Below are 17,257 nucleotides of genomic sequence, written 5' to 3'. Positions count from 1 at the left end.
CCGGAGAGACCGCTCTCCGGGGCCCGGCCCCTGTTCGCGTGTGCGGCCCGCGCGCGTTGCGTCGTAGGAACCGATTTCTGTCAAGGGCTTGACGCCAGAGGCCCCTTCAGCGGAGCTTGGAGTTCATAACTTGTACAAGGCCCGGTCACTGTCCGTGTGACGCGGGCCACGGACGGCTCATTTACGGGGGCCGCCCGCCATAGGGCTAAGGGTGGAGAGAGTCAATGGAGACTCCGGGGTCGCAGTCGTCGCTGCACCGGGCCAATCTGGAGCGGGTCGTGCGCGCCGTGCGCCTCGCCGGATCGCTCACACAGGCCGAGATCGCCCGCACGACGGGTCTGTCGGCGGCGACCGTCTCCAACATCGTCCGGGAGCTCAAGGACGGGGGGACGGTCGAGGTCACGCCCACCTCGGCCGGCGGGCGCAGGGCCCGCAGCGTGTCGCTCAGCGGCGACGCGGGCATCGTCATCGGCGTCGACTTCGGCCACACGCACCTGCGCGTCGCGATCGGCAACCTGGCCCACCAGGTCCTCGCCGAGGAGGCCGAGCCGCTGGACGTGGACGCCAGCGCCGCGCAGGGCTTCGACCGAGCCGAGCAGCTGGTTGAGCGCCTGGTCGCGGCGACCGGCGTGGACCGCTCCAAGGTCGCGGGCGTCGGACTCGGTGTCCCGGGTCCGATCGACGTGGAGAGCGGCACGCTCGGCTCCACGTCCATCCTGCCGGGCTGGACCGGCGCCAAGCCCGCCGAGGAGCTGGGCCGCCGCCTCGGCGTCCCGGTGCACGTCGACAACGACGCGAACCTGGGCGCCCTCGGAGAGCTGGTCTGGGGCAGCGGGCGCGGGGTGCGGGACCTGGCGTACATCAAGGTCGCCAGCGGTGTCGGCGCCGGCCTGGTCATCGACGGCTCGATCTACCGGGGCCCGGGCGGCACGGCGGGCGAGATCGGGCACATCACGCTGGACGAGTCGGGCCCGGTCTGCCGCTGCGGCAACCGCGGCTGCCTGGAGACCTTCACGGCGGCCCGCTACGTGCTCCAGCTGCTCCAGTCGAGCCACGGCACCGATCTGACCATGGAGGGCGTCGTACGGCTCGCCAGGGACGGCGATCCGGGCTGCCGCCGGGTCATCGCCGACGTGGGCCGTCACATCGGCTCCGGCGTCGCGAATCTGTGCAATCTGCTGAACCCCTCCCGGGTGGTCCTCGGCGGCGACCTGGCGGAGGCCGGAGAGCTCGTCCTCGGCCCCATAAGGGAGTCCGTGAGCCGCTACGCGATCCCCAGCGCGGCGCGTCAACTCTCGGTCCTGCCAGGGGCGTTGGGCGGTCGCGCGGAGGTCCTCGGGGCGCTCGCCCTGGCCCTCAGCGAGATGGGGGATTCAACCCTTTTGGACGGCACCGCGTCCGCGCCCACACCTGTCTTCACTTAGAGAACGCATGACACCGTTGCCATCTCGTTAAGGATTTACTCCTTGACGATGGGGTTGCGGCCGAGTTGACTTCCGGCTACCTCGGCCGCAACGTCGCGGCCTCGTCAGGGAGGTTTCTGAAGTGAACACGCGTATGCGTCGTGCCGCCGTTGCGTTCTGTGCCACCGCCATGGCCGTGTCCCTCGCCGCCTGTGGCAGCGCGAAGGAGTCGGGCGACAAGAGCGACACCGAGAAGACCGCCGGCAAGAAGGGCGACGCGATAACCGTCGGCCTGCTGCTGCCGGAGAACCAGACGGCTCGCTACGAGAAGTTCGACAAGCCGATCATCGAGAAGCAGATCAGCGATCTGACCAACGGCAAGGGCAAGGTCGAGTACCTCAACGCCAAGCAGGACGCGACCCTGCAGTCGCAGCAGATCGACACGATGATCACCAAGAAGGTCGACGTGCTGATCCTGGACGCGGTCGACTACAAGGCGGTCGCCGGCGGCGTGAAGAAGGCCAAGGACGCGGGCATCCCCGTCGTCGCGTACGACCGCCTGGCCGAGGGCCCGATCTCCGCCTACACCTCGTTCGACAACACCGAGGTCGGCAAGACCCAGGGCGAGGCCCTGCTCAAGGCCATGGGCTCCGACGCCAAGGCGAGCAGCAAGATCGTCATGATGAACGGCGCGATCACCGACCCGAACGCGAAGCAGTTCAAGGACGGCGCGCTCTCGGTGCTCAAGGGCAAGGTGGACATCGCCAAGTCCTACGACACCAAGGAGTGGAAGCCGGAGAACGCCAACGCCAACATGGAAGGCGCCATCTCCGCGATCGGCAAGGACAAGATCAAGGGCGTCTACTCGGCCAACGACGGCATGGCGGGCGGCATCATCACCGCCCTCAAGGCCGCGGGCCTCAAGAAGCTCCCCCCGGTCACCGGCCAGGACGCCGAGCTCGCCGGCGTGCAGCGCATCGTCACCGGCGACCAGTACATGAGCGTCTTCAAGTCGTACCCGCAGGAGGCCGAGACCGTCGCCAAGATGGCCGTCTCCATCGCGAAGACCGGCAAGGTCGACAGCTCCCTGCAGACCAGCACCGTCGACAGCGGCACCGACAAGGGCATCCCGTCGGTCATCGTCCCGGTCGTCTCCCTGACCCAGGACAACATCAAGGACACGGTCGTCAAGGAGGGGTACTACACCCTCGACGAGATCTGCACGGCCAAGTACAAGGCCGCCTGCGACAAGATCGGCCTGGAGTAGTCGGTCCGGCGCCCACGCGCCCCCCGAACGTCCGGCGCCCCGCCGCCGACAGCCCCGCAAAGCTAACGGCGGGGCGCCGGACGAACACCCCCCTCAGACTTCACTTCTGTTCAAACCTCCCGCCGGGTCAGGCCTTTGGCGGCGAAGGAGATGGTTCACGTGTCCGCTACGCCCGTGCTGGCGTTGCGCGGGGTCTCCAAGCGATTCGGTGCCGTCCAGGCGCTCACCGACGTAGAGCTTGAGGTCCACGCCGGTGAGGTGGTCGCCCTGGTCGGCGACAACGGTGCCGGAAAGTCCACCCTGGTCAAGACGATCGCAGGCGTGCACCCCATCGATGACGGCGTCATCGAGTGGGACGGCAAGGCCGTCGCGGTCAACAAGCCGCAGGACGCCCAGGGTCTGGGCATCGCGACCGTCTACCAGGACCTCGCGCTCTGCGACAACATCGACGTCGTCGGCAACCTGTTCCTGGGCCGCGAGATCAAGCGCCGCGGCGTCCTCGACGAGGTCGAGATGGAGCGCCGCTCCCGCGAGCTGCTCGAGACCCTGTCGATCCGCATCCCCAGCGTGCGCATCCCGATCGCCTCGCTCTCCGGCGGTCAGCGTCAGGTCGTGGCCATCGCCCGCTCCATGCTCGGCGAGCCCAAGCTGGTGATCCTGGACGAGCCCACCGCCGCCCTCGGCGTCGAGCAGACCGCACAGGTGCTCGACCTCGTGGAGCGGCTGCGCGAGCGCGGCCACGCGGTCATCCTCATCAGCCACAACATGGCCGACGTGAAGGCCGTGGCCGACAAGGTCGCCGTGCTGCGCCTCGGGCGCAACAACGGCGTCTTCGAGGTGAAGAACACCTCGCAGGAAGAGATCATCTCCGCCATCACCGGCGCCACGGACAACGCGGTGACCCGACGTGCGGCGCGCACCAACGGGGAGGCTCAGAAGTGAGCGTCGACAAGACCAACCCGAGCCTCGACAAGACCCAGGGGACCGTGGACGCGGCCCCGGCGGCCGCCGGCGCGTCCGTCGCGGCCGTCGACCCCCGCCTGCTCGTGCGCGAGCAGGGCTTCGCCGGCTACCTGAGCGAGTTCAAGCGGAAGATCAAGGGCGGCGACCTCGGCGCCATACCGGTCGTCATCGGCCTGATCGTCATCTGCGCGATCTTCCAGAGCCTGAACTCGGCGTTCCTGGGCGCGGAGAACCTCAACAACATCTTCGTCGCCATGGTCGCCACGGGCATGATGTCCGTCGGCATCATCTTCGTGCTGCTGCTCGGCGAGATCGACCTCTCGGTCGGCTCCGTCTCCGGTGTCTCCTCGGCGATCATGGCCGTGATGAGCATCACCCACGGCGTCAACGAGTGGCTCGCCGTGCTCACCGCCCTCGCGGCGGGCGCCGTCATCGGCGCCCTGCACGGCTTCTTCTTCGCCCGCGTGGGCGCCCCCGCCTTCGCCGTGACGCTGGCCGGCCTGCTGTTCTGGAACGGCTTCATGCTCCAGATCCTGGGCTCCAACGGCACGATCAACATCGACAGCGAAGGCGTCGTCGGCAAGCTCACCAGCTACTACTTCTCCGACGTCGCCGCCGCCTACGGCCTGGCCGTCGTCGCGGTCCTCGGCTACTTCGTGCCGACGTACCTCGGCAACCGCCGGCGCGCCCTCGCGGGCATCCCGTCCCGGCCGCTCAGCGACATCCTGATGCGCACCGTGCTCCTCGCGATCGGCGTCTTCGGTGTCGCGGTGATCTTCAACCAGTACAAGGGCCTGCCGCTCGCGGTGCTGCTCTTCGGCATCGTCCTGGTCGGCAGCGACTTCCTGCTGCGCCGCACCGCGTACGGCCGCAAGGTCTTCGCGCTCGGCGGCAGCGTCGAGGCCTCCCGCCGCGCCGGTATCAACGTCACGGCGGTACGGATCTCCGTGTTCGCCATCGCGGGCCTGTTCGCGGCGGTCGGCGGCCTCTTCTGGGCCTCCAAGATCGCGGCGGCCAACCAGAGCGCCGGCTCCGGCGACCTCCTGATGAACGTCATCGCGGCGGCCGTCATCGGCGGCACCAGCCTCTTCGGCGGCCGCGGCCGCACCTGGAACGCGCTGCTCGGTGTCCTCGTCATCACCTCGATCCAGTACGGCCTCGCCCTCCAGGGCATCGCCACGCCGATCCAGTACATGATCACCGGTGGTGTGCTTCTCGCCACGGTCGTCATCGACTCGATCACCCGCAAGACCCAGAAGTCGGCCGGTCGCGCCTGACCGCCTGACCTGGCAGACCGTGCCCGGCGTCGACGAGGACGCCGGGCACCGTCGCGTCCGGGGGACACCCCCCGAACGCCAGTCCCGCCCGCCACCCCCGGCGGCGGAACATTAGACTCGACGGACCCGGCAAGCTCGGACAGGCCTGCCAGCTACACACCGCTCTATTGCAAGGAGGCACGGGTGCCGCTGCTGACCCGCATCACGGGACCGCGCGATCTGGACCGGCTCAGCCTGGAGCAGCTGGACCAGCTGGCGGGAGAGATCCGGACCTTCCTCGTGGACGCGGTTTCGAAGACCGGCGGCCACCTCGGCCCCAACCTCGGCGTCGTCGAGCTGACGATCGCCCTGCACCGCGTCTTCGAGTCCCCCAAGGACAAGGTCCTGTGGGACACCGGCCACCAGTCCTACGTGCACAAGCTGCTCACCGGCCGCCAGGACTTCTCGAAGCTGAAGATGAAGGGCGGACTGTCCGGCTACCCCGCGCAGGCCGAGTCCGAGCACGACCTCATCGAGAACTCGCACGCCTCCACGGTCCTCGGCTGGGCCGACGGCCTCGCCAAGGCCAACGAGCTGCGCCGCAGCGACGACCACGTCGTCGCCGTGATCGGTGACGGCGCCCTCACCGGCGGCATGGCCTGGGAGGCGCTCAACAACATCGCGGCCGCCAAGGACCGCCCCCTCGTCATCGTCGTCAACGACAACGAGCGCTCCTACGCCCCCACGATCGGCGGCCTCGCCAACCACCTGGCGACCCTGCGCACCACGAACGGCTACGAGCGCTTCCTGGCCCGCGGCAAGGACATCCTGGAGCGCACCCCCGTCGTCGGACGGCCGCTCTACGAGACCCTGCACGGCGCCAAGAAGGGCCTCAAGGACTTCATCTCGCCCCAGGGCATGTTCGAGGACCTCGGCCTCAAGTACGTCGGCCCGATCGACGGCCACGACGTCGAGGCCCTGGAGTCCGCGCTGACCCGCGCCAAGCGCTTCGGCGGCCCCGTGATCGTGCACTGCCTCACCGAGAAGGGCCGCGGCTACCGCCCGGCCGTCGAGGACGAGGCGGACCGCTTCCACGGCATCGGCCCCATCCACCCCGACACCGGCCTGCCCGTCAAGGCCTCCGGCGCCGACTGGACCTCCGTCTTCGGCGACGAGATGGTCCGCCTCGGCCGCGAGCGCGAGGACATCGTCGCGATCACCGCCGCGATGCTCCAGCCCGTCGGCCTGAAGAAGTTCGCCGAGGAGTTCCCCGAGCGGGTCTACGACGTCGGCATCGCCGAGCAGCACGCCGCCACCTCGGCGGCCGGCCTCGCCGCGGGCGGCCTGCACCCGGTCTTCGCCGTCTACGCGACCTTCCTCAACCGCGCCTTCGACCAGCTCCTCATGGACGTGGCCCTGCACAAGTGCGGCGTCACCTTCGTCCTGGACCGGGCCGGCATCACCGGCACGGACGGCGCCTCGCACAACGGCATGTGGGACATGTCGATCCTCCAGGTCGTGCCCGGCATCCGCATCGCCGCGCCGCGCGACGCCGACCAGGTCCGCGCCCAGCTGCGCGAGGCCGTCCAGGTCGAGGACGCGCCGACCGTCGTGCGCTACTCCAAGGGCGCGGTCGGCCCCGCCGTCGAGGCCGTCGGCAAGGCCGGCGGCATGGACGTCCTGCGCGAGCCCGGCAGCGACCGGCCCGACGTCCTGCTCGTCTCCGTCGGCGCGCTCGCCCCGATGTGCCTGGAGATCGCCGATCTGCTCGACAAGCAGGGCATCACCACGACCGTCGTCGACCCCCGCTGGGTCAAGCCGGTCGACGAGGCCCTCGCCCCGCTGGCCGAGCGCCACCGCGTCGTCGTCACCGTCGAGGACAACTCGCGGGTCGGCGGCGTCGGCTCCGCGATCGCCCAGGCGCTGCGCGACGCGGGCGTCGACGTCCCGCTGCGCGACTTCGGCATCCCGCCGCGCTTCCTCGACCACGCCTCCCGCAAGGAGATCATGGCCGAGATCGGCCTCACCGCCCCGGACATCGCCCGCCAGGTCACCGGCCTCGTGGCGAAGCTGGACGGCCGCTACGAGCGCGAGACGGCCCCCGCCGTGGAGCCCGCCCGCGACTGACCCGCACCCCGCGCACGCCTCCGGGCCGGCCGGACCTCCACAGGAGGTCACGACCGGCCCGATCGTGTGAAAGGACCCGGTCTCGACGCGCGCCCGCCGCCGACTGCCTGAATCATGGGCGTACGGCCATGGCTACGGAGGTACGCCGATGAGCGTCGACCAGCAGTCGAACGGGAACGGGAACCAGTCCCTGTTCCGGACCAAGACGGTCGAGCAGTCGATCCGGGACACCGAGGAACCGGAGCACGCCCTCAGGAAGTCCCTCTCCGCCTGGGACCTCACCGTCTTCGGCGTCGGCGTCATCATCGGCACCGGCATCTTCGTCCTCACCGGCAAGGTCGCCAAGGAGAACGCGGGCCCCGCGACCGCGCTCGCCTTCGTCGCCGCCGGCATCGTCTGCGCGCTCGCCGCGCTGTGCTACGCGGAGTTCGCGTCCACCGTGCCGGTCGCCGGATCGGCGTACACCTTCGCGTACGCCTCCATCGGCGAGCTGCCCGCCTGGATCATCGGCTGGGACCTGGTCCTAGAGTTCGCGCTCGGCACGGCGGTGGTCGCCGTCGGCTGGTCGGGCTACGTGCGGTCGCTGATGGACAACATCGGCTGGCATCTACCGGTGTCCCTGGAAGGGCCGGACGTGCCGGGCGGCACCTTCGACATCCTGTCCTTCCTCCTCGTCCTCGTGCTGACCGCCGTCCTGGTCCTCGGCATGAAGCTGTCCGCCCGGATCACCGCGCTGGTCGTCGCCATCAAGGTCACCGTCGTGATGATCGTGATCGTCGCCGGCCTGTTCTTCATCGTGGGCGACAACTACAAGCCGTTCATCCCCGACCCGGTGACCCCGGAGAGCGGCGGCGGCTGGGAGACCGCGCCCCTGGTCCAGCTGATGTTCGGCTACGAGGCCACCAACTTCGGCCTCATGGGCATCTTCACGGCCGCGTCCATCGTCTTCTTCGCCTTCATCGGCTTCGACGTCGTGGCCACCGCCGCCGAGGAGACCAAGCTGCCGCAGCGCGACATGCCCCGCGGCATCCTCGGCTCGCTCCTCATCTGCACGATCCTGTACGTGGCCGTCGCCCTCGTCGTCACCGGCATGCAGCACTACACGAAACTGTCCGTCAGCGCCCCGCTCGCCGACGCGTTCAAGGACGTCGGGCATCCCTTCTACGCGGGCGTCATCAGCTTCGGCGCCGCCGTCGGCCTCACCACGGTCTGTCTGATCCTGCTGCTCGGCCAGACCCGCGTCTTCTTCGCGATGAGCCGCGACGGACTGCTGCCGCGCTTCTTCTCCAAGACCCACCCGAAGTTCCGCACCCCGTACCGGCCGACCATCCTGCTCGGCGTCATCATCTCGGTCGTGGCCGGCTTCACCAGCATCAACGAGCTGGCGACGCTGGTGAACATCGGCACCCTGTTCGCCTTCGTCGTCGTCGCGGTCGGCGTGATGGTCCTGCGCCGCACCCGCCCCGACCTGCCCCGCGCCTTCCGCACCCCGTGGGTCCCGGTCCTGCCGATCGTCTCCATCGCCGCGTCCCTGTGGCTGATGCTCAACCTGCCCGGCGAGACCTGGCTCCGCTTCGGCGTGTGGATGGTCATCGGCATGGTCGTCTACTTCCTCTACGGGCGCCGCAACAGCCGCCTGAACCCCGCCAAGCAGTGATCGCAGAAGCGTTCGACGCGTGCCTATGATGTGCGCGTCGAGCGTGGATGCCGTGCAGTCGACGCGGCGGGAACGGGAAGGTGAACCCAGCCATGCGGAGGAGGGGGACGGACTCCGCGGGCCTTGCCCGCGCCGTCGGCGGCACACCCGCCGAGGACACCGGGGACGCGATAGGGCACCCGCTCTCGGGCACGGCCCGCGGCCGCTGGCTCACCCGCGGCAAGGACGGCAGGCTCACCCTCCACGCGCCCTCCGACGACGGGCTGCTGCGCTGGACCGAGCGACGGCCCGGCGGCCCCGAGTGGACCGGACCCGACTTCTTCCCGGCCGAGCACCTGACCGACCTCGTGATCGCGCAGGGCGCCGACGGGATCGTGCACCTCCTCGCCCGGCGCCCGCGCGCCGACGACCCCGGCGTCGAGATCGTGCACGCCATCCAGTACCAGTCCGGACGCCCCGTCACCGAGTGGCGCTCGCTCGGCAATCCGTACCGCACCGCGGAGAACGGCCGGAAGGCCGGCCTGCCCACCGCCGCCGTCGACACACAGGGCACCGTCTTCGTCTTCCTGCGCAACGCCGGGCGCGGGCTGCAGCTGCGCCGCGAGCAGAAGGACGGCAAGTGGGGGCGCTGGGAGGACCTGCGCGGCTCCCGCCTCGGCGACGGCCCCGTCCCCGCGGCCACCTCGGACGGCCACGTGGAGGTCGCCGTGCCCTCGGAGCAGGGCGTACGGCTCTGGGCTCAGGACGCCCCGGACGGCGCCCTGAGCGCCGTGGAACCCCCGCTGGAGTGCGGGGCGCTCGCCGGGTCCGGCACGGCCCTGGAGACCGCTCCGGGGCGCCTCACGTACTACTGGACCGACCCGGAGTCCGCCTCGGTCGTGGCCCACCGGCGCGGCGGCCCCGTCGTGCCGATCGGCGGCTCGCCCGGCGACGGCGCCCTCGCGGCCCTGCGCGCCCGCGTCGACGGCCAGGACTGCACGGTGCTCGCCCAGCGCGGAGCGGACGGCACCCTGCTGCTCGGCGTCTGCGCCACCGAGGCCGAGCGGCACGGCATGTGGTGGTCCGACACGGGCGTGGCCTGCACCGGCGACCCGGCCCTCGCCCTCGACGCCCTCGACCGTGTCGTCGTCGCGATCCGCGGCGCCGACGGGGCCCCGCGCCTGACCCGGCAGGACCCGGACGGCCCCGGCCTCACGCTCTCACCCGACTGGCGGCGGCTCTGAGGACCGCACGGCACGCGGCCCCACCGTCCGCGCCCCCAGGGCCTCGACCCGGGACCGCAGTTCACGATCGGCGGTGACGACGGTGCAGGGCCGCCCGAGCCGCCCCACGAGCTCCACGATGTGATCGTCCCCGCTGCCCGCGGCCGACTCCACCCGCACCCCGACCACGGACTCGACCCCGCGCGCGGCCCCTTCGACGACCAGCACGACCTCGACCCCGTGCCGCTGCCCGTACGCGACGAGCCGGTCCCGCAACCGCACGGCGGCCCCGAACCGGTCCCGCCACCACCCGTCGGGCACCGACCCCACCACATTGGCCCCGTCGACCACGAGCACATCGTCCATGGGTCCAGCATGAACGCCGAAAGGGGCGCGGGGAACCGCGGATCAGCCCCAACTGATCCGCCGTACCCGCGCCCCTCGGTCACACAGGTGGTCGGGCGGCGAGCCGCCCGCGCGTTCCGCTACGCGGGGACGCTGGCCACGCCCGCCTCGAGGAACTTCTTGCCGTTCACCCGCTCGGAGACGCCCTCGCGGTCCAGGTACGGCGTGATGCCGCCCAGGTGGAAGGGCCAGCCCGCACCGGTGATGAGGCAGAGGTCGATGTCCTGAGCCTCGGCGACGACACCCTCGTCGAGCATGAGCCCGATCTCCTGGGCGACGGCGTCGAGCACGCGGTCGCGGACCTGCTCCTCGGTCAGGACGACATCGCCCTGCTTCAGGAGCGCGGCGACCTCGGGGTCCAGCTCCGGCTTGCCGGAGTCGTAGACGTAGAAGCCGCGCTTGCCCGCCTTGACGACGGCCGCGAGGTTCGGGGAGACGGTGAAGCGCTCCGGGAAGGCGCGGTTCAGGGTCTCCGAGACGTGCAGACCGATGGCCGGGCCGACCAGCTCGAGGAGGACGAGCGGGGACATCGGCAGGCCCAGGGGCTCCACCGCCTTCTCCGCGACCTCGACCGGGGTGCCCTCGTCGATGACGTTCTGGATCTCGCCCATGAAGCGGGTGAGGATGCGGTTCACGACGAACGCCGGGGCGTCCTTCACGAGAACGGCGGTCTTCTTCAGCTTCTTGGCGACGCCGAACGCCGTGGCGAGCGCCGCGTCGTCCGTCTGCTCGCCGCGCACGATCTCCAGGAGCGGGAGGATCGCGACAGGGTTGAAGAAGTGGAAGCCGACGACCCGCTCGGGGTGCTTCAGCTTCGACGCCATCTCGGAGACGGACAGCGACGAGGTGTTCGTGGCGAGGATCGCGTGCGCCGGGGCGACGGCCTCGACCTCGGCGAACACCTGCTGCTTGACGCCGATCTCCTCGAAGACGGCCTCGATGATGAAGTCCGCGTCCGCGAAGCCCTCGGCCTTGTCCAGGACACCGGAGACCAGGCCCTTCAGGCGGTTGGCCTTGTCCTGGTTGATGCGGCCCTTGCCGAGCAGCTTGTCGATCTCGGCGTGGACGTAGCCCACACCCTTGTCGACGCGCTCCTGGTCGATGTCGGTCAGGACGACCGGCACCTCCAGGCGGCGCAGGAACAGCAGGGCGAGCTGCGAGGCCATCAGACCGGCGCCGACGACGCCGACCTTGGTGACCGGGCGCGCCAGGTTCTTGTCCGGGGCGCCGGCGGGACGCTTGCCGCGCTTCTGCACCAGGTTGAACGAGTAGATGCCGGCGCGCAGTTCGCCGCCCATGATGAGGTCGGCGAGCGCCTTGTCCTCGGCGTCGAACCCGGCCTGCAGGTCACCGTCCTTGGCGGCGGCGATGATCTCCAGGGCGCGGTAGGCGGCCGGGGCCGCGCCGTGCACCTTGGAGTCGGCGATGAACCGGCCGCGCGCGACGGCCTGGTCCCAGGCCTCGCCGCGGTCGATGCCGGCCCGCTCGACCACGACGTCGCCCTTGAGGACGTTCGCCGTCCAGATCAGCGACTGCTCCAGGAAGTCCGCACCCTCGAACAGCGCGTCCGCGATGCCGAGTTCGAAGACCTGCTTGCCCTTGAGCTGCTTGTTCTGGTTCAGGCTGTTCTCGATGATGACCGAGACGGCCTTCTCGGCGCCGATCAGGTTCGGCAGCAGCGCGCAGCCGCCCCAGCCGGGGACCAGACCGAGGAAGACCTCGGGCAGCGAGAACGCGGGCAGCGCCTTGGAGACGGTGCGGTAGGAGCAGTGCAGACCGACCTCGACGCCACCGCCCATCGCGGCACCGTTGTAGTACGCGAACGTCGGCACGGCGAGGCCGGACAGACGCTTGAAGACCTCGTGGCCGCCCTTGCCGATGGCGAGCGCGTCGTCGTGGTTCTTCAGCAGCTCGACGCCCTTGAGGTCGGCGCCGACGGCGAAGATGAACGGCTTGCCGGTGATGCCGACACCGACGATCTCACCGGCCTTGGCCTCCGCCTCGACCTGGTCGATCGCGACGTTCAGGTTCGCGAGCGAACCCGGGCCGAAGGTGGTCGGCTTGGTGTGGTCGAAGCCGTTGTCCAGCGTGATGAGAGCGAAGCGGCCCGCACCGTAGGGCAGTTCGAGGTGCCGTACGTGCGCGGACGTGACGACCTCGCCGGGGAACAGCTCGGCCGCACCCTTCAGAAGCTCGGCGGTGGTGCTCACTTGTCCCCCTCGAAGTGCGGGTTTTCCCAGATGACCGTCGCGCCCATGCCGAAGCCGACGCACATGGTGGTGAGGCCGTAACGGACCTCGGGCTGCTCCTCGAACTGGCGGGCCAGCTGCGTCATCAGACGGACGCCGGAGGAGGCGAGCGGGTGACCGAACGCGATGGCGCCGCCGTACTGGTTGACGCGCGCGTCGTCGTCGGCGATGCCGTAGTGCTCCAGGAAGGCGAGCACCTGCACGGCGAAGGCCTCGTTGACCTCGAACAGGCCGATGTCCGAGATCGACAGGCCGGCCTTGGCGAGGGCCTTCTCCGTGGCCGGGATCGGGCCGTAGCCCATGACCTCGGGCTCGACGCCGGCGAAGGCGTAGGAGACGAGGCGCATCTTGACCGGGAGGTTGTTCTCCCGGGCGAAGTCCTCGGAGGCGATGATCGAGGCGGTGGCGCCGTCGTTGAGACCCGCGGCGTTGCCGGCCGTGACGCGGCCGTGCGTGCGGAACGGCGTCTTGAGACCCGAGAGGTTCTCCAGGGTCGTGCCCGGGCGCATCGGCTCGTCGGCGGTGACCAGGCCCCAGCCCGTCTCGCCGACCTCGGCGTTGGTGTTGCGCACGGAGATCGGGACCAGGTCCTGCTGGATCTTGCCGTTCGCGTACGCCTTCGCGGCCTTCTCCTGCGAGCGCACGGCGTACTCGTCGGCGCGCTGCTTGGTGATGGTCGGGTAGCGGTCGTGCAGGTTCTCGGCGGTCATGCCCATGAACAGGGCGGACTCGTCGACCAGCTTCTCGCTGACGAAGCGCGGGTTCGGGTCGACGCCCTCACCCATGGGGTGGCGGCCCATGTGCTCGACGCCACCGGCGATGACGGCGTCGTAGGCGCCGAACGCGATGGAACCGGCGGTCGTCGTCACGGCGGTCAGCGCGCCGGCGCACATGCGGTCGATCGAGTAGCCGGGGACGGACTGCGGCAGCCCGGCCAGGATGCCGGCCGTGCGGCCCAGGGTCAGACCCTGGTCGCCGATCTGCGTGGTCGCGGCGATGGCGACCTCGTCGATCTTGGCCGGGTCGAGGGCCGGGTTGCGGCGCAGCAGCTCGCGGATCGCCTTGACGACGAGGTCGTCGGCCCGGGTCTCGTGGTAGATGCCCTTCGGGCCCGCCTTGCCGAACGGGGTGCGGACGCCGTCGACGAAGACGACGTCCCTGACGGTACGAGGCACGATGGCTCTCCTCCAAGATGCGGGACGGCACTGCCGCGGCGCGCACCTGAGCGCGCGCTCACCCCTTCATGCTACTTGCGAGTAACCATGCTGCCCAGCCCCCTCGCCCGGAGCGGCGAACGTCACACTTCCAAAAGAGGGCTCAGCGCCGCTTGGGAGCCCCCGTCGGGGTGAGCGTCCACGGGCCGCGCGAGCGGACGTACAGCAGGCAGGGCTTCTTCGGCGCGAGTGCCGCGGCCGTGAACGCGCCGGTCCCCTCGCACAGGAGGTCCCCGGGCCGGAAGTCCGCCCGCAGGGCGTGCAGCGAGAAGGCGGACCCCTCGTGCTGGGTGATCCGCAGCGGCTCCCGGCCGCCGGGATGCCGCAGGACGTACGTGCCGGTCGAGCTGACCTCGCCCGTCAGGAGCGGGATGTCCTCCACCGGGTGCAGCCAGATCCGCCACCCGCGCCGGGTGTGCAGGGACAGATTGATCGTGTCCTGGCCGTCGGCGGGGACCGGGACGACGGCCCGCGTCAGCACGGAGCCGTGCGTGAGGAGCTGCCGGCGCTGCCCGCCGTCGCCCGCCGGACCGGTCAGGTCGACCCAGGAGCCGTCGGCCCGCTCCAGGTGAACCACCAGCAGCCCGGGCGCGCGCCGGTCGGTGCGGCTCAGCTGCACTTCCGCGCTGCCGCGGTTCTCCCGGCGCTGCCGCGTCCCCGCGGGCACGGGGCAGGTCCCGTACGGGTCCTCGGCGGAGGCGGGCGGGGCGGGTTCGTGCGCGGGGCGCCGCTTCGTGCGGGACGCGGCCCGCGGGTCCGGGGTCCGCTCCCGCAGCCCGCTCTCGATCGGCGCCCGCCCCTCGGCCAGGCGCACGGCATCGGCGGCGCAGACGGCGACCGTCCGCGCGGCGCCCCCGGCCGGGGCCCAGCGGACCTCCTCGGCCGACGGCCCGTGACGGGGGTCGAAGAAGCAGAGGGGAAGCCGGTGCGGGCGCGGCCGGCCCGCGACCGCGGCGTCCACACAGGCCAGTGCGTGACGCCCTTCGTCGAGGGCGCGCAGCACGTCGGCGGCGTCCCGCAGGGTCCGGTCGCCGGTGAAGTCGCGCTTGGCCCGCTCGTACGCGTCCAGGGCCCGCTGGTAGTCGGCGAGGAGCCGGGAACTGTGCGCCTGATGGTCCGGCCGGAAGGGATGCCCGGCGAGCGCCTCCCCGAAGGCGGTGATCTCCGCCTCGACCCGGGCCAGTTCGTCTCCGTGCGGGTCCGTGCGCCCGCGTCTGCGGAAGAGGCCAGAGAACGCCCCCGCCATGCCGTCCTTCACGCGGACGATCGTAGGGGCTGCCGCACCTGAGTGTCGCCCGTACCGGACGCGGCGGCGCCCGTACCGGCTCCGGCCATGTACGCGGCCATCGGGGCCGAGGAGGAGACGACCTCGTGGACGAACGCGCGGCGGGTCACGCCGCAGCGGCGCAGGGCCGCGCCGTGATCGGCGGCGACCACCCAGGCGGCCGCGCCGAGGAGCACCCGCCAGCCCCGGACGACCAGCCGCACCGCGGGCCGCGGCAGCCCGGCGAAGCCCTCCCGCAGGCGCCGGCAGTGGAACGGCACATGGCGTTCCTCGTCGGCCAGGATCCGGCCGGCCACCTCGGCGAGCAGCGGATCGGGCGCGCCGTCGCGCAGCGCCCGGTAGTACCTGAGGGCCACGACCTCGGCGATCATCAGCACCAGCAGTTCGAGCCGCAGCCCGAGCAGGCGCCGCAGCCGTACGAACACCGCGTCGCTCCAGTGCGAGCGCAGTGTGCCGGCCCCGGCCGCGCCGAGCACCTCGGCGAGCAGCCGCGCGTGGTTCTGTTCCTCGGCCACGAACAGCCGCGCCGCCCGTGTGTACGAAGGGTCCCCGGCCCGCGCCGCCTTCGCGAGCAGCGCGCCCCCGTCGCCGTCCTCCCCGACCTGGAAGCGCTGCACGCTGCGGACGAGGGCGCGGGGGAGCGTGGCTCCGCGCGTCCAGTCCGGGTCACCCAGCGCGGCCCGCCGCTCCCGCGCCTCCTCGAAGTCCCGCACCCAGTCCGCGTACTCCTGCCGGAGCTCTCCCCGCCTGTTTTTGAACATGCTCAGAAACTAGTGATCTCCAAGCCGATCCGACACCGCGGCGATGTCCGGATCCTGCAACAGAGCAGGACGGGAGCGCTCACACGCGCGTCGCGAGCGCCTTCACGAGGAGCGGGGTCACCTGCTCGACCTGCCAGCGCCGCGCCCCGTGCGAGGCCAGCGCCGCCGCCACCGCGTCCGGGTCCGCGGGAACCGGCGGCTCCCAGCAGACGCGGCGGACCGTGTCGGGCGTGATCAGGTTCTCCTGCGGCATGTTCAGCTGCTCGGCCAGCGCAGAGACCCCGGCCCGCGCCGCGGACAGGCGCGCCGCGGCCGCCGGGTCCTTGTCCGCCCAGGCGCGCGGCGGCGGGGGGCCGGTCAGCGGCTGGCCCGGCTGCGGCAGCTCCGACTCGGGCAGCTCCCGCGCCCGGTCCACCGCGGCCTGCCACTGCTCCAGCTGACGGCGGCCCATCCGGTGGCCGAAGCCCGGCAGCGCGGTCAGCGCGTGCACGTTCTGCGGCAGCGCGAGCGCCGCCTCGACGATCGCCGCGTCCCCCAGCACCTTGCCCGGCGACACGTCACGCCGCTGCGCGACCCTGTCCCGCGCCGTCCACAGCTCCCGTACGACCGCCATCTGCCGGCGCCGGCGCACCTTGTGCATGCCGGAGGTGCGGCGCCAGGGGTCCTTGCGGGGCGGAGCGGGCGGGGCCGAGGCGATGGCGTCGAACTCCTGGTGCGCCCAGTCGAGCTTGCCCTGCCGGTCGAGCTCCTTCTCCAGCGAGTCGCGCAGGTCGACCAGGAGCTCCACGTCGAGGGCCGCGTAGCGCAGCCAGGGCTCGGGCAGCGGCCGCGTCGACCAGTCGACCGCGGAGTGGCCCTTCTCCAGCACGTAGCCCAGCACGTTCTCCACCATCGCGCCGAGCCCCACCCGGGGGAACCCGGCGAGACGCCCGGCCAGCTCGGTGTCGAACAGCGTCGACGGGATCATGCCTATCTCGCGCAGACACGGCAGGTCCTGCGTCGCGGCGTGCAGCACCCACTCGGCGTCGGCGACGGCGGCGCCGAAGGCGGAGAGGTCGGGACAGGCGACGGGGTCGATCAGCGCGGAGCCCGCGCCCTCGCGCCGCAGCTGCACCAGGTACGCGCGCTGCCCGTAGCGGTAGCCGGACGCGCGCTCGGCGTCGACGGCGACCGGGCCGGTGCCCGCGGCGAAGGCCGCGACCACCTCGGCGAGCGCGGCCTCGTCGGCGATCACCGGCGGGATGCCCTCGCGCGGCTCGAGCAGCGGGACCGCTGTCCCTTCGGTCGGGGTGCTGGCTGCTGCGGTCTCTTGGGCGTCTGTCACCTGTCAAGGGTATCTGTCAACCGACGACGCCCCGGCGGGGGGACGTGCGGCGGGCGGGCGGGGGGGGGGGGTGTGGCGCAAGGTCGCCGCCCCGAGGGGACGGGGGTGTGTTTGGGGGGGGCGGGGCGCCCCCCCCCCCCCCCC

At 71.5% G+C, this 17,257-nt stretch carries 13 protein-coding genes; 7 read left to right on the top strand and 6 right to left on the bottom strand.

The features are described 5' to 3' along the window. Positions 1–224: 224 nt before the first annotated feature. The 7 genes from ACFW9D_RS00930 (at position 225) to ACFW9D_RS00900 (ending at position 9,896) form a co-directional block, all read left to right on the top strand. Complete coding sequence (locus ACFW9D_RS00930) at positions 225–1,424, top strand: ROK family transcriptional regulator (protein ID WP_188336346.1); 1,200 nt, start codon at positions 225–227, stop codon at positions 1,422–1,424. A 121-nt stretch (positions 1,425–1,545) separates the two neighbouring features. Further along, a complete protein-coding gene (locus ACFW9D_RS00925) occupies positions 1,546–2,670 on the top strand; it encodes a sugar ABC transporter substrate-binding protein (RefSeq protein WP_384616536.1) in 1,125 nt (374 codons plus the stop codon). Positions 2,671–2,820: 150 nt separating this feature from the next. Then, positions 2,821–3,612, top strand: a complete 792-nt coding sequence (locus ACFW9D_RS00920) for an ATP-binding cassette domain-containing protein (protein WP_188336344.1) — start codon at positions 2,821–2,823, stop codon at positions 3,610–3,612. After that, positions 3,609–4,910: a sugar ABC transporter permease gene (locus ACFW9D_RS00915; protein WP_188336343.1), complete on the top strand. Its 1,302-nt coding sequence runs from the start codon at positions 3,609–3,611 to the stop codon at positions 4,908–4,910. The genes ACFW9D_RS00920 and ACFW9D_RS00915 overlap by 4 nt, the downstream gene beginning before the upstream one ends. Before the next feature lie 183 nt (positions 4,911–5,093). Beyond that, complete coding sequence (gene dxs, locus ACFW9D_RS00910; RefSeq protein ID WP_384616534.1) at positions 5,094–7,016, top strand: 1-deoxy-D-xylulose-5-phosphate synthase; 1,923 nt, start codon at positions 5,094–5,096, stop codon at positions 7,014–7,016. A 148-nt stretch (positions 7,017–7,164) separates the two neighbouring features. Continuing rightward, positions 7,165–8,673 (top strand): amino acid permease, encoded by a 1,509-nt coding sequence (locus tag ACFW9D_RS00905; RefSeq protein WP_188336341.1) that lies wholly within the window; start codon positions 7,165–7,167, stop codon positions 8,671–8,673. A 92-nt stretch (positions 8,674–8,765) separates the two neighbouring features. Next, positions 8,766–9,896 (top strand): hypothetical protein, encoded by a 1,131-nt coding sequence (locus ACFW9D_RS00900; RefSeq protein WP_384616532.1) that lies wholly within the window; start codon positions 8,766–8,768, stop codon positions 9,894–9,896. On the opposite strand, the gene ACFW9D_RS00895 is transcribed toward ACFW9D_RS00900, so the two are convergent. The 6 genes from ACFW9D_RS00895 to ACFW9D_RS00870 form a co-directional block, all read right to left on the bottom strand. Beyond that, positions 9,873–10,241 (bottom strand): NTP pyrophosphohydrolase, encoded by a 369-nt coding sequence (locus ACFW9D_RS00895; protein WP_384616531.1) that lies wholly within the window; start codon positions 10,239–10,241, stop codon positions 9,873–9,875. The two genes, ACFW9D_RS00900 and ACFW9D_RS00895, sit on opposite strands and share 24 nt — an antisense overlap. Before the next feature lie 119 nt (positions 10,242–10,360). Continuing rightward, positions 10,361–12,490, bottom strand: a complete 2,130-nt coding sequence (locus ACFW9D_RS00890; protein WP_384616529.1) for a 3-hydroxyacyl-CoA dehydrogenase NAD-binding domain-containing protein — start codon at positions 12,488–12,490, stop codon at positions 10,361–10,363. After that, a complete protein-coding gene (locus tag ACFW9D_RS00885; protein ID WP_384616527.1) occupies positions 12,487–13,704 on the bottom strand; it encodes a thiolase family protein in 1,218 nt (405 codons plus the stop codon). The genes ACFW9D_RS00890 and ACFW9D_RS00885 overlap by 4 nt, the downstream gene beginning before the upstream one ends. Positions 13,705–13,846: 142 nt before the next feature. Then, on the bottom strand, positions 13,847–15,001 hold the full coding sequence (locus ACFW9D_RS00880) for a hypothetical protein (protein ID WP_384616525.1): 1,155 nt from the start codon (positions 14,999–15,001) through the stop codon (positions 13,847–13,849). Then, positions 14,998–15,789 (bottom strand): ferritin-like domain-containing protein, encoded by a 792-nt coding sequence (locus tag ACFW9D_RS00875; RefSeq protein ID WP_384616524.1) that lies wholly within the window; start codon positions 15,787–15,789, stop codon positions 14,998–15,000. The genes ACFW9D_RS00880 and ACFW9D_RS00875 overlap by 4 nt, the downstream gene beginning before the upstream one ends. 79 nt (positions 15,790–15,868) lie before the next feature. Continuing rightward, entirely contained in the window at positions 15,869–17,113 is a 1,245-nt protein-coding gene (locus ACFW9D_RS00870) for a ribonuclease D (RefSeq protein WP_223205903.1), read from the bottom strand. Between the last annotated feature and the right edge of the window lie 144 nt (positions 17,114–17,257).

This window comes from Streptomyces sp. NPDC059524 (genome assembly GCF_042749255.1).
Classification (GTDB): Bacteria; Actinomycetota; Actinomycetes; order Streptomycetales; family Streptomycetaceae; genus Streptomyces; species Streptomyces xanthii.
Note: the sequence above shows the minus strand (reverse complement) of the source record. Positions and strands in the feature narration are given on the sequence as shown.